This is a genomic window from Streptomyces sp. NPDC059524, assembly GCF_042749255.1.
In the GTDB taxonomy this organism is placed as follows: domain Bacteria; phylum Actinomycetota; class Actinomycetes; order Streptomycetales; family Streptomycetaceae; genus Streptomyces; species Streptomyces xanthii.
This window is the reverse complement of sequence record NZ_JBHYTK010000001.1, coordinates 66,254-87,876: the sequence shown is the minus strand read 5'-3', so window position 1 is coordinate 87,876 and position 21,623 is coordinate 66,254. Positions and strand designations below refer to the sequence as shown.

The 21,623-nt window shown below is 75.0% G+C and carries 10 protein-coding genes; 8 read left to right on the top strand and 2 right to left on the bottom strand.

What is annotated here, in order from left to right:
• Positions 1-14 precede the first annotated feature (14 nt).
• From ACFW9D_RS00230 to ACFW9D_RS00210, 5 genes are read left to right on the top strand one after another with little or no spacing between them, the layout of a single operon-like run.
• Positions 15-1,265 carry a hydroxymethylglutaryl-CoA synthase family protein gene (locus ACFW9D_RS00230; protein ID WP_384616360.1) on the top strand — a complete coding sequence of 417 codons (1,251 nt, stop codon included), beginning with the start codon at positions 15-17 and terminating at the stop codon, positions 1,263-1,265.
• Positions 1,262-1,996: an enoyl-CoA hydratase/isomerase family protein gene (locus ACFW9D_RS00225; RefSeq protein WP_384616358.1), complete on the top strand. Its 735-nt coding sequence runs from the start codon at positions 1,262-1,264 to the stop codon at positions 1,994-1,996. Before ACFW9D_RS00230 ends, ACFW9D_RS00225 begins: the two co-directional genes overlap by 4 nt.
• Positions 1,993-2,772 carry a polyketide synthase gene (locus tag ACFW9D_RS00220; RefSeq protein WP_384616356.1) on the top strand — a complete coding sequence of 260 codons (780 nt, stop codon included), beginning with the start codon at positions 1,993-1,995 and terminating at the stop codon, positions 2,770-2,772. The genes ACFW9D_RS00225 and ACFW9D_RS00220 overlap by 4 nt, the downstream gene beginning before the upstream one ends.
• Positions 2,773-2,806: 34 nt before the next feature.
• Positions 2,807-9,115, top strand: coding sequence for an SDR family NAD(P)-dependent oxidoreductase (locus ACFW9D_RS00215; RefSeq protein ID WP_384616354.1), 6,309 nt, complete (start codon positions 2,807-2,809; stop codon positions 9,113-9,115).
• Between the two features lie 21 nt (positions 9,116-9,136).
• Positions 9,137-16,849: an amino acid adenylation domain-containing protein gene (locus tag ACFW9D_RS00210; RefSeq protein ID WP_384616352.1), complete on the top strand. Its 7,713-nt coding sequence runs from the start codon at positions 9,137-9,139 to the stop codon at positions 16,847-16,849.
• 35 nt (positions 16,850-16,884) lie between these two features.
• On the opposite strand, the gene ACFW9D_RS00205 is transcribed toward ACFW9D_RS00210, so the two are convergent.
• Entirely contained in the window at positions 16,885-18,054 is a 1,170-nt protein-coding gene (locus ACFW9D_RS00205) for an RNA-guided endonuclease InsQ/TnpB family protein (RefSeq protein WP_384616404.1), read from the bottom strand.
• A gap of 185 nt (positions 18,055-18,239) precedes the next feature.
• Here ACFW9D_RS00205 and fabD point away from each other — a divergent pair, with 185 nt between their 5' ends.
• The 3 genes from fabD to ACFW9D_RS00190 are packed head-to-tail and all read left to right on the top strand — an operon-like array spanning position 18,240 to position 20,591.
• The gene (fabD, locus tag ACFW9D_RS00200) at positions 18,240-19,145 is read left to right on the top strand and encodes an ACP S-malonyltransferase (RefSeq protein WP_384616350.1); all 906 of its coding nucleotides are present in this window, start codon (positions 18,240-18,242) and stop codon (positions 19,143-19,145) included.
• Positions 19,142-19,981 carry a 4'-phosphopantetheinyl transferase superfamily protein gene (locus ACFW9D_RS00195; RefSeq protein WP_188341884.1) on the top strand — a complete coding sequence of 280 codons (840 nt, stop codon included), beginning with the start codon at positions 19,142-19,144 and terminating at the stop codon, positions 19,979-19,981. Before fabD ends, ACFW9D_RS00195 begins: the two co-directional genes overlap by 4 nt.
• Positions 19,982-19,994: 13 nt before the next feature.
• A complete protein-coding gene (locus ACFW9D_RS00190) occupies positions 19,995-20,591 on the top strand; it encodes a flavin reductase family protein (RefSeq protein ID WP_384616348.1) in 597 nt (198 codons plus the stop codon).
• Positions 20,592-20,623: 32 nt separating this feature from the next.
• On the opposite strand, the gene ACFW9D_RS00185 is transcribed toward ACFW9D_RS00190, so the two are convergent.
• Positions 20,624-21,613 (bottom strand): BTAD domain-containing putative transcriptional regulator, encoded by a 990-nt coding sequence (locus ACFW9D_RS00185; protein WP_384616346.1) that lies wholly within the window; start codon positions 21,611-21,613, stop codon positions 20,624-20,626.
• Between the last annotated feature and the right edge of the window lie 10 nt (positions 21,614-21,623).

The following is a 21,623-nucleotide window of genomic DNA, read 5'->3' as shown; positions in this document are numbered from 1 at the left end:
TTACGGAGAAGAGCATGAAGCAGGTCGGCATCGAAGCCATCAACGCCTACTGCGGTGAGACCTACATCGACGTACCGACCCTGTTCGCGGCCCGCGGCCTCGACGACAGCCGGATCGGCAACCTGATGATGGCCCGCAAGAGCGTGGCGCTGCACTGCGAGGACGCCGTGTCCTTCGCCGTGAACGCGGCCAAGCCCCTCGTCGACGCCCTCAGCCAGGAGGAGCGCGACTCCATCGAGCTGCTGATCGTCGGCACCGAGTCCGGGGTCGACTTCGGCAAGTCGCTCGCCACCTACGTCCACGACCACCTGGGCCTGTCGCGCAACTGCCGCCTGTTCGAGACCAAGCAGGCCTGCTACAGCGGGACCGCCGCCCTGCAGATGGCCGCCGCCGTCGTCGCCGCCAGCCCCTTCGAGGGGACCAAGGCCCTGGTCATCAGCAGCGACGTGGCCCGGCCCGTGCCGCACACCTACGTCGAGCCCAGCCAGGGCGCGGGCGCCATGGCGATGCTGGTGAGCGACAACCCCGTGGTGGCCGCCTTCGACCAGGGGGCCAACGGCTTCCACAGCTACGAGGTCATGGACACCTGCCGTCCCGACCCGGAGCGCGAGGCCGGCGACACCGACCTGTCGCTGCTGACCTACATCGAGTGCCTCAAGGGCTCGTTCACGGACTACGCGGCCAAGGTCGACGGGGCCGACTTCGTGGACTCCTTCGACCTGCTCGCCATGCACACCCCGTTCCCCGGCATGGTCAAGGGCGCCCACCGCGCCGCGCTGCGCAAGCTCAAGCGCGGCATCGCCCCGCAGGCCGTCGAGGAGGACTTCGACGCCCGCCTCGGCGCCGCGATCCAGTACCCGCAGCAGGTCGGCAACATCTACGCCGGCACCGTCTTCCTCGCCCTCGCCTCGACGATCGACAACGCCGTCATCGACCGCGAGCGCCGCGTCGGCGTCTTCTCCTACGGCTCCGGCTGCGCCTCCGAGTTCTACAGCGCCGTCGTCACCCCCGACTCGCAGCGCGCCGTCCGCGCCATGGGCATCCGCGAGGCGCTCGACGCCCGGTACGCGCTGAGCGTCGAGGAGTACGACGAACTGCTCACCGCCACCGCCGAGCTGAAGTTCGGCGCCCGCGACTTCACCTTCGACCTCGACCGCTTCCCGCAGATCACCAAGGCGCGCTTCGACGGCGGCCGCCGCCTCGTCCTCGCGGGCGTGCACGACTACCACCGCGAGTACGTGTGGCTGGGGGGCGAGCAGCGATGACCGCCGTCACCCTGACCCGCGTGCGCGGGGTGATCCGGGCCCGGCTCGACCAGCCCGAACTGCGCAACGCCGTCACCCCGCAGCTCCTGGACACCCTGCACGCCGCCGTCGACAGCGCCGAGGCCGACCCGGACTGCCGGGTTCTCGTGCTGTCCGCGCGCGGCGACGACTTCTGCGCCGGCACCGACCTCTCCGACGGCGTGCCCGCCACCGTGCCCGACGCGGAGGCGGAGGAACTGCCGTACTGGCGGCTCCTCGACCGGCTGACCCGGACGCCCGTGGTCACCGTCGCCCTCGTCGACGGCCGCGCCACCGCGGGCGGCGTCGGGCTCGCCGCCGCCTGCGACCTCGTGATCGCGGGGCCCCGGGCGCGGTTCCGGCTGACCGAGGCGCTCGTCGGCCTCGTGCCCGCCATGGCCCTGCCGTTCGTGGCCCGCAGGACCGGCGAGCAGCGGGCCTTCGCGGCGACGCTGCTCGCCGAGGACCTGGACGCCGCCGCGGCCGTCGACGCCGGGCTCGCCGACACGGCCGCCGAGGACGCCGAAGGCGCGCTGCGGCGCGTCCTCGTGGGCCTCAGCCGCGTCGACCGGGACACCGCCGGCGCGCTCAAGGCGTACCGCACCCGGCTCTTCCCGCGCGACGGGCGGCTGGGCCGGGACGCGGGCCGCGCCTTCCTCGACCGGCTCACCGACCCCGCCGTGCACCGACTGATCGCGGAGCGTGCCGCATGACCACCGCACCGGCCGCCCCCACCGGCCTCTCCGTCGTCCGGCTGACCTGGCAGGGCCCCGTCGCCGTGGTCACCATGGACGACCCCGACGGCCGCAACACCTTCTCCGCCGGGCTCACGTCCGGGCTCGTCGACTCCATCGAGCAGGCCGCCGCCGACCCGCGCACCCGGGCCGTCGTCGTCGAGGGCCGGCCCGAGCTGTTCTGCGCCGGAGGCACCCAGCGCGAGCTGGTCAACTTCGCGCGGGGCAACGGGAGTTTCGACACCGACGACTTCTTCCGGGTGTTCACCCGGTGCCCGCTGCCGGTCATCGCCTCGGTGCAGGGCCACGCCATCGGCGGCGGCCTCGTGCTGGCCCTGTACGCCGACTTCGCGGTCTTCAGCGAACGGTCCATGTATGCGGGCAACTTCATGAAGTACGGCTTCACCCCCGGCATGGGCGCCACCCATCTCTTCCCGAGCCGTTTCGGCCGCGAGCTGGGCACCGAGATGCTCTTCACCGCCCGCACTTACCGGGGCGCCGAACTGCGCGAGCGCGGCGCGCCCGTCCGTGTCGTACCGCACCACGACGTACCGGGCACCGCGCTGGACCTCGCGCGGTCCATGACCCACGCCCCCCGGGCCTCCATCGAACTGCTCAAGCGGGAGCTGGCCGCTCCGCTGCTGGCCGCGACGGGCGAGGCGGTGGCACGCGAGGCGGCCCTGCACCGCACCTCGTTCCGGCTGCCCGAGGTGATGGAACGCATCGTCGGCGCGTACGGCGCCGAAGACCACTGACCCGAGCCCCGCGACGAAGGAACCGAAGGACGGCATGGACGGCATGGACGGCATGGACGCGAAAGAGATCCTGACCCGAGTCAAGACCGGTGCGCTGGACGCCGCGTCCGCCGCCGCGCTGCTGCGCGCCCCGGCCCCGCCCGAGCCGGCCGCCGTGGACCGCGCGACGGCCGAGGCACTGCTGAGCGCGGCCGCGCCCCCGGCACCGGCAGCGCCGGCGACGCCTTCGGCCCCGGCCCCGGCGGCCGCTCCGGCCGCGCCCGCGCTCGAACCCGTCGCCGTCATCGGCTACAGCGCCCGGTTCCCCGGCGCGGGCGACGCCGACACGTTCTGGCAGCGGATCCTCGACGGGGACGACCTCGTCACCGAGGTGCCCGCCGACCGCTGGCGCACGGACGAGCACTACGACGCCGACCCCGGCGCGGAGGGCAAGTCCGTCTCCAAGTGGGGCGCGTTCCTCGACGACGTCGACCGCTTCGACGCCGACTTCTTCCGCATGACACCCCGCGAGGCCGAACTCACCGACCCGCAGGCCCGGCTCTTCCTCCAGGAGGCCTGGCGCGCCCTCGAACACGCCGGGCAGCGCACCGGCTCCCTCGCCGGAGCCCGCGTCGGCGTGCACGCCGGCGTCATGATGAACGACTACCAGGACCTCGTCGAGCGCGAGAGCGAGCACGCCCGGCTCGCCCAGGTCATGCAGGGCAACTCCAACTCGCTGCTCGCCGCGCGCATCGCGTACCACCTGGACCTGAAGGGCCCGGCCGTCACCGTCGACACGGCCTGCTCGTCTTCCCTGGTCGCTCTCCACCAGGCCTGCCAGTCCCTGTGGCTGGGCGACGCCGACATGATGCTCGTCGGCGGTGTCACCCTCTACCTCACCGAACTGCCCCACGTCTTCATGAGCCGCGCCGGCATGCTCTCGCCCCGCGGTCACTGCAGCCCCTTCGACGCGTCCGCCGACGGCATCGTCCCCGGCGAGGGCTGCGCCGTCGTCGTGCTCAAGCCCCTGTCGAAGGCGCTCGCCGACGGCGACCCCGTCCACGCGGTCGTCCGCGCCAGCGGCCTCAACCAGGACGGCAGGACCAACGGCATCACCGCGCCCAGCGCCGCCTCGCAGGCCCGTCTCATCGGCGCCACCCTCGACCGGTTCGGCCTGACCCCCGACGGCATCGACTACGTCGAGTGCCACGGCACCGGCACCCCGCTCGGCGACCCCATCGAAGTCACCGCCCTCAACGAGGTGTTCGCCCCCGCGGGCCGACCCGCGGGCAGCGTGCCGATCGGCTCAGTGAAGGGCAACGTCGGCCACACCTCCGCCGCCGCCGGCCTCGCCGGGCTCATCAAGGCCATCGGCGTCGTCCGCTCCGGACAGGTGCCGCCGTCGCTGCACTGCACCGCCGGGACGCTCAACCCCGGCATCCCCTTCACGGACGGCCCGTTCACCGTCGCCCTCGAACGGCAGGAGCTGCCCGCGCCGGCGGACCGGCCCCGCCGCGCCTCCGTCAGCTCGTTCGGCTTCAGCGGCACCAACGCGTACGTGGTCGTCGAGCAGGCCCCGCAGCCCGCGCACACCCCCGGGCCCGACGGCCCGGTGCTCGTCCCGCTGTCCGGCCGCCGCCCCGCGGCCGTCACCGACCGCGCCGCCGAACTCGCCCGCTGGCTGCGTTCGCCCGGCGGCGCCGACGCCGCCCTCGGCGACCTCGCCCACACCCTGTCCTGCGCCCGCGACCACCACCCCCACCGCGCCGCCCTGCTCGTCGCCGACCGGAACGAACTCCTCGACGCGCTCGACCGGCTGGCCTCGGGCGAACCCGACGAGCGCCGCGTCGAAGCCCCCGCCGAGCCCCTCGCCGACCGCGAGCACCGCCGGGCCCGCGCCGCCCTCGCCGACCGCTTCCTCGACCGGGCCGACGACGCGACCGCCCGCCCCGGCGCGCTGCGCGACCTCGCGGAGCTCTACACCGAGGGCCACACCATCGACTTCACCCGCCTGTGCCCACCCACCCGCCACCGCCGCATCCCGGCCCCCGGCTACGCCTTCGCCCGCGACCGCCACTACGTGACGCCCGAGCCGGACGTGCCGGGGGACCGGCCCTCGCGCGGCGGGCATCTCGCGACGGGCGAGCGGCCCCCCGTGATGGGCGAGGTGCCCGTGTCGGCTGAGCCGCCCGTGATGGGCGAGCGGCCCGCCCCGGCCCAGCGTCCCGTCCCAGGTGCGCTCTCCCTCGCCGACCTGCACGCGGTCTCGGACGGGTACGTGGACCCGGACCTGCACACGGTCTCGTACGGGCACCCGGTCCCGGACCCGCACATGGTCACGGACAGCCAGGCGGTCCCGGGCCCGCAACCGGTCTCGGGCCCGAAGCCGGTCACGGACGGGCACCTGGTCCCGGACCCGCGTCCCGTTCCGGGTGCGCTCACCCTCGCGGACCTGCACGCGGTCTCGGACGGGCACGTCGTCACAGACCCGCACGCGGTCTCGGGCGGCCGCACCCCTTCCGTCCCGGTCACGCCCACAGACCCGTACGACGACCTCTCCGCGCTGGCGCTCCACACCCCTGGCTGGCAGGACGCACCCCTGCCGGCGGGTGTGCCGGAGCCCGCCCGTGGGCCGCTGCTCGTGCACGACACCGCGGGGCGACTCGGTGCCGCGCTCGGCGGGCGGAGCCTCGACGGGATCGACGCCGTGCGCGCCACGGATCCCGAGGCAGTCACCCTGGTCGTGCGGCTCGGCGGCGAACCCGGCGCCGACACCGCCGCGTTCGCCGCGCTGCGCACCGTGCTCGGAGCCTTCCGCACCCAGCGGGTCACCGTCCTCGCCGTCACCGCCGACCCGCTGAAGGCGGACGCCGCCCGCGCCCTGGTGCAGACCCTGCGCCAGGAGAACCCGCGCCTGGACGGCCGGGCCCTGCTCGTCGACGACGACGGGGCCGCCGCCGCGGACGCCGTACGGGCCGAACTGACCGCGCCCCAGGCCGAGGCCGGACATCTCGCCGACGTCCGCGGGGGCCGCCGCGCCCGGCGCGTGCTGCGCCCCGCGCCGCTGCCCGAGCGGGACGTGACCTTCCGTCCCGGCGGCGTGCACCTGGTCACCGGCGGCACGGGCGGCATCGGCCGCGCGCTGGCCCGCCGGCTCGCCGCCCGGCGCGGCACCCGTGTCGTGGTGTGCGGGCGCACCCCCTGGGCCGAGCTGGATCCTGCCGTGCGCCCGCCCGCCGACGGCTCGGGCGGCATCCGCTACGTACGCGCCGACGTGAGCACCCCCGCCGGTGCCCGCGCGCTGATCGACGACATCCTCGGCCACGAGGGCGCCCTGCACGGCGTCTTCCACGCGGCCGGCGTCGTCCGTGACGCCTATCTGCTGCGCAAGACCCCCGACGACGTGGCCGCCGTGCTCGCCCCGAAGGCGGCCGGTGCCCTGGCGCTCGACGAGGCCACGGCCGGGCTGCCGCTCGACGTGTTCGCCCTGTTCTCCTCGGTCGCCGCGCTCGGCGGCAACCTCGGCCAGGCCGACTACGCCTACGCCAACGGCGTCCTGGACGCCCTCGCCGAGCGGCGCGCGGAACGCGTCGCGGCGGGGGAGCGGCACGGGCGGACCGTGTCGGTGCAGTGGCCGCTGTGGGACGTGCCGGGCATGACGATCCCCGGCCCGGTCCGGGAGGAGGTCGAGGAGCGCGTCGGCATGGTCCCGCTCCCCGCCGAACTCGGGCTGCGTGCCCTGGAAAGGGTCCTCGGCCCGGACGGCCCCGTCGTCGTGTCCCTCTTCCACGGCGACCGGGACCGCTGGCACCGGAGCCTGGCCGACCTGCACCTGCTCGCCGACGACGGGCCCTCGCAGCCCACCCCCGCCCCGGCGGCGGCCCCTGCGCCCGCGCCCGCCGAACCGGCAAGCTCCGGCGCCCTCCTCGACCTGGTCTGCCGGACGGTCGCCGACGCCCTCGGGCACGACCGCTCCGCGATCGGGCCGCGCACCTCCCTCGAAGCCCTCGGCCTCGACTCGGTGATGATCCGGACGCTGGCCTCCCGGCTGAGTGCCGAAGTGGCGCCGGTCGGCCCGGAGATGCTGTTCGGCCTGCGCGACCTGACCGAGCTGGCGGAGCACCTGGCACGGCTCGTACCCGGCCCGCCGGCCGGCCCGGAGACCCCCGTGGAGCCGACCGTCGCGGCCACCCCGGTCCCGGCGCCGCTCCCGGTCCCGGTCCCGGTCATGGATCCGGCTCTCGACGACGCCGTGGCGATCGTCGGACTCGCCGGCCGCTACCCGGGAGCGGACGACCCGGAGGCGTTCTGGGAGAACCTGCTCGCCGGCAAGGACACCGTCGGCGACCTGCCCACCGACCGCTGGGAGCACACCGGGGACGTCCGGGCCAGGGGCCACTTCCTGGACCACGTCGACCGGTTCGACCCCGCGTACTTCGGCATGTCGTCCCGTGAGGCGGCGTACACCGACCCGCAGGAACGACTCTTCCTGGAGGTGGCCCGGGAGGCCCTGGAGGACGCCGGACTGGCCGGCAGCCGCCTGGACCGGCTCACCGCCCCCGACGGAGAGCCCCGCAGCGTCGGCGTCTTCGCGGGGATCACCTCCGCCGACTACCCGCTGCTCGGCGCCGAGCGCTGGGCCGCCGGCGGCCGGGACATGCCCTCCGCCCACGCCTGGTCGCTGCCCAACCGGCTCTCGTACCTCCTCGACCTGCGCGGCCCCAGCCAGCCGGTCGACACCGCCTGCTCGTCCTCGCTGGTCGCCCTGCACCAGGCCGTGGAGGCCCTGCGCCGCGGCGAGTGCGCGGCCGCGCTCGTCGGCGGCGTCAACCTCTACCTGCACCCGTCCCGGTTCCGCATGCTGCGGCAGTCCGGGTTCCTCGCCGAGGACGGCCTGTGCCGCAGCTTCGGCGCGGGCGGCGCCGGGTTCGGGCCCGGCGAGGGAGCCGGGGCCGTCGTCGTCAAGCCGCTGGCCCGCGCCCTCGCCGACGGCGACACCGTGCACGCCGTGATCCGCGGCACCGCCGTCGCACACGGCGGCCGCACCAACGGCTACACCGCGCCCAGCCCGTGGGCGCAGGCCCGCGTGGTGCGCGAGGCGCTGCGCCGCTCCGGCGTGGACCCCGCCACCGTCAACGTGATCGAGGCGCACGGCACCGGCACCGAACTCGGCGACCCCGTCGAACTGGCCGGGCTCCAGGAGACGTACGGGCGTGGCGGTGCCGCCGACGTGCCCTGCTCGCTCGGCTCGGTGAAGTCGGCCGTGGGCCACGGGGAGTCAGCCGCGGGCATCGCCGCGCTCACCAAGGTTCTGCTCCAGCTGCGCCACGGCACCCTCGCGCCCACCCTGCACGCCGAACCCGTCAACCCCGCCCTCGACCTGGCCGCGACCCGCTTCCGGCTCCAGCACGACGCCGCGCCCTGGCCCCGGCTGCGCGACGCCGAGGGACGCGAACTGCCCCGCCGCGCCGGCATCAGCTCCTTCGGCGCGGGCGGCGTCAACGCCCACGTCGTCCTGGAGGAGCACCTGACGACCGCCCCCGCGCGGCCGCAGACCCGCACCCCGCAGCTCGTCGTGCTGTCGGCGCCGAGCCCGGCCCACCTGTCGGCCACCGCGGCCCGCCTGGCCCGCTGGCTGACCGGCGCCGGGGCGGACACCCCACTCGCCGACCTCGCCCGCACCCTGCACCTCGGCCGGGCGAGCCACGAGCACCGGCTGGCCGTCGTCACCGACTCCGTCGCCGCACTCGCCGCGGAACTGGCCCGCTACGCCGCGGACGGCACCCCCGGCGGCGCGCTGCGCACGGGGACGGCGACCGCGGCCCGCGACCAGGCACCGGAGACCGACGACCTCGTGGCCGCGCTGTGGCGGGCGGGCCGTCTCGAACAGGTCGCCGACCTGTGGGTGAGCGGCTGGGACGTCGACCGGGAGGCACTGGAGGCTCTGGACGCCCCGGAGGCCCAGGAGTCCGGCCCCCGCCGCATCGTGTCGCTGCCGCCGTCGGCGTACCTCGCGACGCGCCACTGGTTCGCCGACGAGGCACCTGGTACCGCTCAACTCGCCGTGTCCGCCCCAGAGTTCACGCCCGAGCCCGCCCCCGTAGCCGTGCCCGAGCCCGCCACCACCGACCCGCGGCTCGCCCGGCTCGTGGAGTTCGTCGGGGAACTGGCCGCGGGACCCGGCGCCGAGGGCCCCATCGACACCGCACGCACCCTCGTCGAGCTCGGCGTGGACTCCATCGGCGCGATGAACCTGCGCTTCGAGATCACCGAGCGGTTCGGCCGGACGCTGCCGCTCCAGCTCCTCAGCGAGTTCACCGTCGACGAACTCGTCGCCCACCTGTCCGACCTGCAGAGCAAGTAGAGGGAACCGGAGAACCCAGCCATGCCGCAGACCGACCCGACCGACCGGTTCGAGCCGTTCCCTCTCACGGAGATCCAGGAGTCGTTCTACGTGGGCCGCACGCTCGGCGCCGGCCCGGGCGCGGGCGCCGGAACCCAGATCCACCTGGAGTTCGAGGCCGACGACTTCGACACCGACCGCGCCGAGAGCGCCTGGAACGACGTCGTCGCCGCCACCGACATGCTGCGCGCCCACATGCTGCCCGACGCCCGCCAGGTGGTGCGCGCCCAGGTGCCCGCCCACCGCTTCGTCCGCGCCGACCTGACCGGCCTCGACACCGGGGCACGGGACGCCGAACTGGCGCGGCTGCGCCGCGAGGCCCTCGCCGGTTCCGACCCGCACCGCTGGCCGCTGTTCGCGATCCGCGTCGCCCTCCTCGGCGGCGGCCGGGCCCGCGTGCTGTTCACCGTGGACGAGCTGATCGCCGACGGGCCGAGCGTCTCCCTGCTGCTCCAGCAGTGGTACGAGCGGTACGCGCGGGGGAGCGCCGTCACCGAACCGGCGCTGACCTTCCGCGCGTACTGCGCGGCGGGCGCCGGGACCCAGGTGCCCGAGGAGTCCCTGGCGTACTGGCGCGAGCAGTTGGCGGACGTCGACCTCGCCCGGCCGCTTCCCCTGGCGGGCGGTGCGGCGTCGGGCCCGGCCCACCGCCGGATCGCGCTGCGCCTGGAGCCGGAGCGCTGGGAGCGGGTGAAGGCCGCGGCCAAGGAGGCCCGCGCCACCCCGACCGCACTGCTGCTCGCCCTGTGCACCGCCGCCGTGCAGGGCGGCGGGGAGGAGCCGGCGCCGCTGCCCGTCGTCCTCACCACGTACAACCGGCGCCGCGTGCACCCCGATGTGCCGCGCCTGGTCGGCCCGTTCATCTCCACGTCCGTGTTCGTCGCGCCGCCCGCCACCGGGACGGCGGCGGAACGGCTCGACCTGGTGCGGGCCCGGCTGTGGAGCGACCTCGAGCACTCCGCCGTCAGCGGGGTGCGCGCCCTGCGCGAGCACGCCCGGTCCGCGCCGGGCCGCCGCACCGCCGCGATCCCGATGGTCTTCACCAGCCTGCTCGGCAGCCTCACCGCCCTGGGCGACGACCCGGACAGCTGGGCGGCGCACGTCGACCTCGAAGCCTCCGCGACCCTCACCCCGGGCGTGCATCTGGAGAGCTGCGTCCAGGAACGCGACGGCGCCCTCCTGCTCTCCTGGGACTTCGCGCCGACCGACGTCGACGAGACCCGGACCCGGGCCGCCTTCGACGCCCTGCGCGCGGCCCTGGAACGGATCGCCGACGAGGGCGGGGCCGCGCTCGCCGCACCCGCCGCGCTGTCCGGCCAGGGCGCGTCGGAGCCCGTCCCGCTCACCGAGGTGCAGTCCGCCTACCTCGTCGGCCGGATCGGCGGTCTCGGCGGCGACGCCGAGACCCGCGTGTACCAGGAGTTCCTGCTGCGCCGGCACGACACCGACCGGCTCGAGGACGCCTGGAACCGGCTGCTCGCCCACCACCCCATGCTGCGCGCCGCCGTCCACGAGGACGGCACCCTCACCGTCGCCCCGGTCACCGGCCGCTACCGGATCGCCCGGCACGACCTGACCGGCGCGGCCGATCCGGAGTCCGAGCTCGCGCGGACCGCGGCACGCCTGCGCGACACCACGTTCCCGCTGGGCACGAGCCCCATGTACGCCCTCGAGGCGAGCACGCTGCCCGACGGCACGATCGTCCTGCACGTCGTGCTCGACGCACTCCTCGCCGACGCCCGCAGCTTCGCCCTGCTGTTCGGGCAGCTGTTCGCCCTCCACGACGGCGACGACAGTGTGCTGTCCGGCCCCGCCGACCCCACGGCTTACCTGCGCACGCTGCCCGCCCTGCGCCGCACCCCGGCCGGGGAAGAGGCCCGTGCCGCGTGGCGCGAGAAGTTCGCCGCGCTGCCCCCGGGCCCCGCCCTGCCCGAGCCCGCTCCCGGCGCACCCCGCGCCCACCGCAAGGCCCCCCTGGGTTCGTGGCGCGCGCTCACCGAGCGGGCGGCGGCCATCGGCGTACCCGCCGACATGGTGCTGCTCACCGCGTACACCGACGAACTGCGCGCCGAGTTCGGCGGCACGGACCCGTTCACCGTCACCGTCGTCTCCTGGGACCGGCCCGCCGCGCTCGCTCACGCCGACGCGATGGTCGCCGACTTCACCCAGCTCGCCTGGGTCACCGTCGACGACACGCTCCCGGACGACTTCGCCGCGCGCGCCCGCGTCCTGTGGGACCGGGTCCGCGCCGATCTGGAGCGCGCCGGACTCGTGCCGGGGCTCGGCGAACTGCGCACCCGGGTGTTCCGCTCGGGCGGCGCGCTGCGGCTGCCCGTCGTCTTCACCCGCGTACCCGAGATCGACCCCGCGCTGCACCCGGCGGACGTCGACCTGCGCACCAGCCAGTCGCAGACCGCCCAGGTGGCGCTCGACCACGTCCCGCTGCTCGTCGGCGACGACCTGATGGGGCAGTGGGACGCGGCCGACGGCGCCCTCGGCCCGGACCGCCTGGACGCGATGTTCGACCGGTACGCGCACCGGGTACGGGAGTTCGCCGCCGGACAGGTCGAACGGACGGAGCAGCCGGAGCAGCCGGAGCAGCCGGAGCAGCCGGAGCAGACCGAGCAGACAGAGCGGACCGAGCAGGCCTCCCTGGACGATCTGGGCGTCGTCGCTCCCGTCGACCCCGACACCCCGCTCACCCTCGTCGAGCTCGTCGAGGCCGCGTTCGCCGGACGCGCGGACCGGGACGCCGTCCATCACGCCGGAGGCACCCTCACCTACGGCGACCTCGACCGCCGCAGCGCCCGGCTCGCCCGCCGGCTGCACGACCTCGGCGTGCGGCCCGGCGACCACGTCGCCGTCCACATGGACCGCTCCGAACGCCTGGTGACCGCCCTGGTCGGCATCGTCCGCTCCGGTGCCGTGTACGTGCCCGTCGACCCGGCCAACCCGCCGGAGCGGGTGCGCTACCTGCTGGAGGACAGCGGCGCCCGCGTCGTGGTCGCCGACGCCGCCCTCGCCGAGGTGCCGGAAGCGGCCGGAGCCACGGTGATCTGCCCCGACCGGGACGCCGACCGTGCCGCGCTCCACGCGCTGCCCGGCACCCGCCCGGCCGTCTCGGTGCGGCCCGACGACCCGGTCTACACGATCTACACCTCGGGCACGACCGGCCGGCCCAAGGGCTGCCGCAACAGCCAGCAGGGCGTCGCCAACCGCATCCTGTGGATGCAGGACCGCTTCCGGCTCACCGCCCGCGACCGGGTCGCGCAGAAGACCCCCTACGGATTCGACGTCTCCGTCTGGGAGTTCTTCTGGCCGCTCGTCGCCGGCGCCTCCCTCGTCGTCGCCCGCCCCGGCGGCCACACCGACCCCGCCTACCTCGCCCGCCTGCTGCGCGAGGAGCGCGTGACCGTCACGCACTTCGTGCCCTCGGTGCTCGGCATGTTCCTGCGCCACCCCGACGCGGCCGAAGGCACCTCCCTGCGCGCCGTGTTCACCAGCGGCGAGGCCCTCCCCGTGGCGACCATGCGGCGGTTCTACGAGGCCTTCGGCACCTCCGGGCCCGCCCTGCACAACCTCTACGGGCCGACCGAGGCGGCCGTCGACGTCACCCACTGGGCGTGCCGCCCCGACTGGGACGAACCGACCGTGCCGATCGGCCGCCCCGTCAGCCACACCCGCATCCACGTCGTGGACGACCGCCTGCGCCCGGTGCCGCCGGGCGTCGCGGGGGAGATCCTCATCGGCGGCCGCCAGGTCGCGCTCGGCTACCACGACCGGCCGGAGCTGACCGCGGAGCGGTTCGTCCCGTCGCCGTTCCCGGACCTCGACGACTCGCCCCGGCTCTACCGCACGGGCGATCTCGGGCTGCTCGGACACGACGGGGAGATCCGCTATCTCGGCCGGATCGACGGCCAGTTCAAGCTGCGCGGCCTGCGCATCGAACCGGAGGAGATCGAGGCGGCCCTGACCGGGGTGCCCGGCGTCGCCGACGCCCGGGTGCTCCCGGTCGACGAGCCGGCCTCCGGCGAACAGATCCTGGCCGCCCTCTGCGTCCCCCGCACGCCCGGCGACGCCCCCGGTGTCCCGGAGATCCGCCGCGCGCTGGCCGACGTCCTGCCCGGCTACCTCGTGCCGAACCGCTTCCGCTTCGTGGAGGACCTCCCGTTGACCACCAACGGCAAACTGGACCGGCGGGCCGCCGCCGCGCTCTTCGGCGCCGCGCCCGAGGCGGAACCCGTCCCTGCCGCCGTGCCTGCCGCCGCTCCGGCCGACGCCGCGGGCCGCGAGATCCGCGCCGTCGTCGCCGACGTGCTCGGCGTGGCCGAACCGGCCGACACGGACGACCTGTTCGACCTCGGCGCCACCTCGTTCACCATGATCCGCATCGCGCAGGAGATCGAGCGTCTCACCGGAACGGCCCTGCCCGTCGACGCGCTCATCAGCAAGCCCACGCTCGGCGCCCTCCTGAAGGCCGCCCTGCCCGAGCAGGCCCCGGAACAGGCCGCCGAGCCCGCCGCCGCACCCCGCGCCCTGGACGCGCAGGACATCGCCTGCCGGGCCGCCGCCGTCCTGGGCGTCGGCCACGTGGCCCCGGACGACGACCTGTTCGACCTCGGCGCCACCTCCTTCACCATGATCCGGCTGGCCCAGGAGATCGAGGCGGAGACCGGGGCCCAGGTCCCCGTCGACGTCCTCATCCAGAGCCCCACCCCGCGCTCCATCGCCCGCAGCGTCACCCCGGCCGCCGCGCCCGCCCCCGGACACCCGCGACCTGCCACCACGGGCACGGGCACCGGCACCGACGTGCGGATCGCCCTGGACCCCCAGGCCAAGGCCGCGTTCAAGGAGGCCCGCATCGCCGAACGGCGCCTGCCCGCCGCCCTGCGCCGCGTCCCCGTCCCGCCGGTCACGGACGACGAGCCCCGCGCCCTGTTCGACGCCTCCTCCTTCCGCGAGTTCGCCGAGGACCCGCTGCCCGCCGAGGACCTCCTCACGCTGCTCGCCGCCGTCACCTGGGGCGACCTCGACGGCCGGGCCAAGCGCCGCTACCCCTCCGGCGGCGGCTTCTACCCGGTCCAGGTCTACGTCTACGCCGCCCCCGGCGCCGTCCGCGGCCTCGACGCCGGCCTCTACTACCTGCACCCGGCCGAGCGCGCCCTGGTCGCCCTCGCGCCCGACGCCCGCTACGGCACCGACCTGCACGTCCACCACAACCGGGCGCTCGTGGACGCCGCCGGCTTCGGCGTCTTCCTCGTGTCGACCCCCGCCGCCATCGCCCCCGCCTACGGCGAGCGCAACGCCGCCCGCTTCTCCACGATCGAGGCCGGGCACATCGCCCAACTACTGCTCACCGGAGCGCCCGAGCGCGGGCTCGGACTGTGCGCCGTCGGCGAGATGGACTTCGACGCGGTGCGCGCCGACTTCGGCGTCGACGACGGACAGGAACTGCTCCTCTCCCTGTGGGGAGGCGCACTCACCGAACAGGCACGGACCCGCCGCGCCGCCCTCGCCCCGACCGCCTCGGCCCCCGCGGCCCGGCCCGCCGACCGGGCCGTCGCGGTCGTCGGCTTCGCAGCCGACCTGCCCGGCGCCCGCACCCTCGACGAACTCGACACCCTGCTCGCCTCCCGCACCCCCGCCACCGGACCCGCACCGGCCGGCCGCTGGAAGCCCCTGCACTCCCGGGCACGCAGGGCCGGCGCGGCCGTCGGCGGCTACCTCGACGACGTACTCGCCGTCGAGGGCGAGGAGTTCCGCATCCCCGAGGACGAGGCCGGCGCGGTCGACCCGCAGGAACGCCTGCTGCTCTCCGTGGCCCGGCGCTGCTTCGAGGACGCCGCCCTCACCCCCGACCGCGCCGGCGACCGGGTCGGCGTCTTCGTCGGCTCGATGTGGCAGGACCACGCGCTGTACGGGGTCGCCGCCCGCGCCGGCGGACGGCCCGAGGACGGCACCCACGCCACCCGCGGCGGTCTGGCCCACCGCACCTCGCACGCCTTCGGCCTGACCGGACCCAGCGTGCTCGTCGACAGCGGCTGCGTGTCCGGACTCGCCGCCGTCGAAGCCGCGTACCGCGCCGTCGCCGACGGCCGCTGCGACGCCGCGCTCGCCGCCGGGGCCAACCTCGTGCTCCACCCCGACCACCTCGACGTCCTCTCCGAGATGGGCCTCGTCGCCGAGAACGACGACTCCTGCGCCTTCACCGACCGCGCGAGCGGCTGGCTGGTCGGCGAAGGCGTCGGCGCGCTCCTGCTCAAGCCGCTGGACCGCGCCCTCGCCGACGGCGACCCCGTCCACGCGGTGCTGCGCGGCGGCGCCCTCCAGCACTCCGGCACCACCCGCCAGTTCGGCGTCCCGGACCCGGTACGGCAGGAGGCCACCATGCGCTCCGCGCTCGACGACGCCGGACTGCGCCCCGACGACATCGGCTACGTCGAGGCCGCCGCGGCCGGTGCCGCGCTCGCCGACGCCCTCGAATTCACCGCCCTCGGACGGCTGTTCGACACCGCCGGCTCCGGGGGAGCCCAGGAGGCGGCACCGGTCCCGGTAGGCACGGTCAAGCCCCACACCGGGCACCTCGAGGCGGCCTCCGTCTTCGCCCAACTCGGCAAGGTGATCGCCCAGTTCCGGCGCCGCGACGTGTATCCCACGCTCCTCACCTCCGCGGTCAACCCGGCACTCGCCGGCGCCGCGAAGTCGGTGACCCTCGCCACCGGCGACGCCGGCCACTGGCGCACCGCCCCCGGCACCCCCCGCCGCGTCCTGGTCAACGGATTCGCCGGCGGCGGCTCGTACGGCAGCCTCGTCGTCGAGGAACCGCCCACCGCGCGACCCGGACCGCACGACACGGGCACCTGGGCACTGCCGCTGTCCGCCGACACCCCCGAGCACCTCGCCGCGCTCGCCGACAGCATCGCCGACCTGTGGGAACGGGACCCGTCCCTCGGCGCCGGCCGCGTCGCCCGCGCCCTGCGCGAGGGCCGCACCGACCGCCCCGTGCGCGCCGGCCTGATCACGGACGCCGCCGGCGCGGCCGCCGGCCTGCGCCTGCTGGCGCACCGCGTGCGCACCGAAGGCGGCGGAGCCGTCGAGTCAGGGCCCGAGGCCCCCGCACCGGAGCGGGACGCCCTGACGGCGTGGGTCGCGGGGGAGCGGGTCGACTGGCCCGCGATCACCGCACCCCGGGCCGCGCTCCCGGCCACCCCGCTCGCCCGCACCCGCCCGCCGCTGCCCACCGGCGCCGCCGCCCCGGCACCGGTAGGCGCGCAGGACCCCGTACAGGCACCCGCGCCCGCGCCCGTGGCCACCGGCGCACTGTCCGCGCGGCTCGGCTCGGTGTGGGGCATCGGCCCCGCCGAGGAGCCGTCGACACCGCAGGAGCGACCGACCTCGCCCGGCACCCCCTTCGAACTGCTGGCGCCGCTGGTCGCCGCCGAACTCGGGACGGGCGGCCGGATCACCCCGGACCAGGACCTGTTCGCACTCGGCGCCACCAGCCGTCAACTCCTGCGCCTGTCCGCCCGGATCACCGCCGCAGGCGGCCGGGAGATCTCCCTGGAGACCCTCTTCACCACCGCCGACCTCGGCGATCTGGCCGAACACGCCTTCCCTGCCCCGGTGGCGTCTGAGCCGAAAGCATTGACTCCTCCTCCTCGTGAACGAGGGGGATTCCTAGCTCACTTCGCCTGACCCCCGGCGGGGGTTCAGGGCTTACAAGATCAGCACTAGCCGGGTTGAAGACCAGCCCGGACGAGTATCACGCGGGCGGAGTTCTTGTCCCTGGACGAGACGGTTCCGCACACGGTGCACGTATACGTTCTCTCGGAAAGAGGTAGGCGGTGCTTGGCTCTCGCTCCGCACCGCGCACAGTCCATCGTGGTGTGCGCGGGGTTGACCAGATGCACGGTCCGGCCGTGCTTGCGGGCCATCTCTACCAGGGCCTTCTTGGCGGCGCCGATAGCGGCATCGGCCGCCTTCCTGACCATGGTGGTCTTCGCGAGGAACCTCGGCCGGAAGTCCTCCACGGCAAGGGCGTCGTGGTCGCGGACCACTCGCTTGGCCCACTTGCGGGCGGTGTCGGTCCGCTGGTTCGCGATCCTGCGGTGCAGTTTCGCAGTCTGCCGCTTCGCCTCACGGTAGCCCCGCGAGCTGGGCTGACCGCGCTTCGGCTTACGACGGGCCATCATCCGCTGGTACTTCGCAAGCTTCTGCGCGGCCGTCCTTCCGTGCTGTGGATGCGGCAGATCGTGAGTGTCGCTCGTGGTGGTCGCGGTCTCTTTGACTCCCCAGTCGATTCCGATCAAACGGCCCGTCCTGGGCAGTTCCTCGGTTACCGCGGCGACGACGAACGACGCCCACCAGTGCCCGACCGCATCCCGGTACAGGCGGACGCTGGACGGTGCCTCAGGAAGTTCCCGCGACCACACAGGGCGTACAACGATCCCGCCCGCCAGGTGCAAACGCCCGTCGTTCAGCCGGAATCCGCGCCGCGTGTAGTTCAGGCTGGGCAGCGCCTCACGCTTCCTCTTATGCCGGGGCATCCCAGCCCGCTGCCGCACCGGCAATCTCGCCTTGATGTCCTTGAGTGCCTTCGCTCTCGACTTGCCGAAGTCGCGGATCACCTGCTGCTGAGGAACGCTCGCACCTTCCGCGAGCCAGGGGGTGCGCTTGCGGGCCTCGGTCAGCATCTTGTCGAGCTGAGCCGGACCGCAGGTCACCTTCTCGCCCGTCGCCCGGCTGTGCGCGTGCACGGCCTTGGACTTCGCGACCGACTCGTTCCAGACCCAACGGCAGCGGTCCCACTCGGCCTCGAGCTCCCGCCGGGCCGTGGACGACAAGCGCACACGGAACGTGTACCGGGCGTACCCGGTCGTCGCAGTGCTCGCCTCCGCCATCACGCATCCGAACCTATCCGGGAGGACTGACAGTTGAGCCCCATTGATCCTTGCAGGGCCCCTCACCAGCGGTTCTGGTGCACCCCCATCCGCCCTGACGGCACATCGGCCTTCCCTGCCCCGCTCACACGGGAACTCCGATTCCTCCCCCACCTAAAAGTGAGGGCATCCTCGAAGGAGACTCGATGACCACCATGACGCGGATCCTCATGTTCCCCGGCCAGGGCGCCCAGAGCGTCGGCATGGGCCGGGACCTGTTCGCACGCTTCCCCGACCTGGTGCGGGAGGCGGACGACGTCCTCGGCTACAGCCTGAGCCGGCTCTGCCTGGAGGACCCCGAAGGGCAACTCGGCAACACCCGCTACACCCAGCCCGCCCTGTTCGCGGTCGGCGCCCTCGCCCACCGCGCCTACCTGGAGGACGGCGGGGAGCCGGCCGATCTCGCGGTCGGCCACAGCCTCGGCGAGTACAACGCCCTGCACGCGGCGGGCGCCTTCGGCTTCGCCGACGGACTGCGCCTGGTCGCCGCCCGGGCCGCCGCGATGGCCGAGATCACCGGTGGCGGCATGAGCGCCGTCGTCGGCCTGCCCGAGACCCGGCTCCGCTTCCTCCTGATGCGGGCCGGCTTCGCCACCCTGGACCTGGCCAACCTCAACACCCCCGGCCAGATCGTGCTCGCCGGCCCGGTCGACGACCTCGCCGAGGCGGGCCCGATCCTGGAGGACGCGGGCGCCCGCATGGTCCGCCGGCTCGACGTCAGCGGCCCCTTCCACTCGCGCTACATGGCACCGGCCGCCGAGCGGCTCGAACCCGTCGTGGCACGGACCGTCTTCGCCCCGCTCGCCTTCCCCGTCATCGCCAACGCCACCGCCCGCCCCTACGCGCAGGACCTCGTCGGCGCGACCCTGCTCCAGCAGATCCACCAGCCGGTGCGCTGGCACGAGACCGTCGCGGCGATCCTCGACGAAGTCCACGGACCCGAACCCGAGTTCACCGAGATCGGCACCGGCCGGGTCCTCGCCGGCCTGCTGCGGCAGATCCGGCGAGAACGGGACCAGGCCCGCGTGCCGGCCGGGGCGGGTGCGCGATGAACCCTGTGCACCCCACAGCCCGCGAGGACACCGTCGGCCTCTGGTTCTGCCCCAACGACGGGCTCGACCAGCCGACCAGCGCCCTGCTCGCCCCGCACTGGCTCGACGAGCACGAGCGCGAGACCGCCGGACGCTTCCTGTTCGAGCGGGACCGGCGGCAGTACCTCGTCGCCCACTGTCTGGTGCGGCGCGTGCTGTCGCTGGAGACCGGCATCCCGGAGGCGGAGGCCGTCCTGTGGCGCTCCTCGCGCGGCCGGCCCTTCCTCCAGGCCCCGCCCGGCGGACTGCCCGACGGAGCGCGCGACCTGGACTTCAACCTGTCGCACGCGCACGGGTTCAACGTCATGGCCGTGGCCCGCGACCGCCGCGTCGGCGTCGACATCGAACGCCTGGACCGGGGCGGGGAGCGGGGCTTCGACTGGGTCGTGGAGTCCTTCGCCCCCCAGGAGCGCGCCTATCTCGCCGGACTCACCGCGGGCGGCCGCCGCGACCGGGCCACCCTGCGCCTGTGGACCCTGAAGGAGGCCTACGCCAAGGCGCGCGGCCTGGGCCTCGGCCTGCCCTTCGACTCGTTCTCGTTCGAACTGGACGAGGAGCAGGGCGTGGTGGGGTTCCGGCCGCCGGAGGGCGACGACGCGGACCGCTGGTGCTTCGTCGAACTGAACCCGCGCCCGCAGGTGCTGGTGTCGCTCGCCGTGGAGCGGAGCCGTGACGGTTCGGCTCCCGGCCGGATCGAGATGCACGACGGTTTCCCCTGGGGCCGCGCCGTGCCGCGCGACATCCCGCTGCCCGCACCCCACCGCGCCCTGGCCCCGCTCGTCGGCGCCGGCGCATGACCGAGGAGACCGTATGACAGCCCTGGACACGACAGCGGTGCGGGACAGGCCCGCGGGAACCGGCGACGCCGGCCGGTCCGGCGGGTCCGGCGGGTCCGCAGAGGCCGCTCAGGCCGCGCCGTCGTCAGCCCAGTCCTTCCGGGACGCGATGGCACAGCTCGCCGCCCCCGTCAGCGTCATCACCGCGCTCGACCCGGACGGGCGGCGGCGCGGGTTCACCGCCAGCTCGGTGAGTTCCGTGTCGCTGGACCCGCCGCTGATCCTCGCGGGCGTCGCGCTGACCTCGAGCTGCCACGCGACCCTGACGACCACCCCCGAGTTCGTGGTCAACGTGCTCGGCGCGCAGCACCGGGACCTCGCCCGGCGCTTCGCCACGCAGGACGTCGACCGTTTCGCGGGCGGCGCGTTCGACGCGTGGGAGGGCTCCGGGACGCCGTACCTGCCGGACGCGGCGCTGCTCGTGCGCTGCCGCACGGCGCGGATCGTGCGCGCCGGGGACCACGACCTGGTGCTCGCCACCCCTGTCGAGTTCCGGCACGGCACGGCGGACAACGCCCCGCTGCTCTGGTACCGGCGCGGATTCCACACGGCCCGCCCGCACGGCGCGTGAGCGGGCCGTGCGGGCGGACGCCGCGGCGGTGCCTACTGGCCCGCGGCGGGCTGTGCGACCAGCCGGTCGAAGCGGCGCATCAGTTCCTCGTGCTCCAGGGAGAGCCGCTCGATGCGGTGCTGCAGCCGGGCGATCTCCCCGCTCAGGCTCAGCACCGTCGCGTCCGGGCCGGCCCCGGGCAGGGGGCCCGGTGGGCGCGGCGGGAGCGGCATCGCCACCACGGAGGCGACCCGGTCGGGCGCGCCCGGCGCCGCGAGGCCCGGGTCGTGCTGGAGGATCGCGTCCATCCGGCCGCGCAGTGCGGGACCCGGCTCGACGCCCAGCTCGTGCACCAGGCGCTTGCGCGCCCGGTCGTACACGCTGAGCGCCTCCGCCTGCCGCCCGCACCGGTACAGCGCCACCATGAGCAGGTCGTAGAACCGCTCCCGCATCGGATGGTCCGTCGTCAGCTCCTCGAGCTCGCCGATGATCTCGTCGTGCCGGGCCGCCCGCAGGCAGGCGTCGTAGAGGGTCTCCAGGGCGGTGAGCCGGTTCTCCTCCAGCTGGGCCGCCTCGGCGGCGCAGATGTCCCCGCGCACACTGCCCTCCAGGGCGGGCCCCCGCCACAGTGCCAGGGCGTCGCGGAGCAGTTCGGTGGCCTGCTGCGGATCGTCCGCGGCGGCTGCCCGCCCGCGCGCGGCCAGTTCGTTGAACCGCTGCGCGTCCGTCGTGCTGTGGCCCGGACGCAGGACGTAGCCGAGGGAGCGCGTCACGATCCACTCGTGGTGCGGTTCCCCCGATCCCGGCTCGGGCACGGGCAGCAGGCGGCGCAGCCGCGCCACGTGCGCCTGCAGCGCGTTGGTCGCGTTGGCGGGCGGGTTCTCCCCCCACAGCTCGTCGATCAGCCGGTGGACGGACACGACGTGCCCGGACTTGACCACGAGCGCGCCCAGCAGGGCGCGTTGCTTGGCGCCCGTCGGAAGGATCCTCAGACCGGTTCGCTCGTCCTGGATCTCCACGGGACCGAGAATGCGGAACTGCATCTCCCCCTAC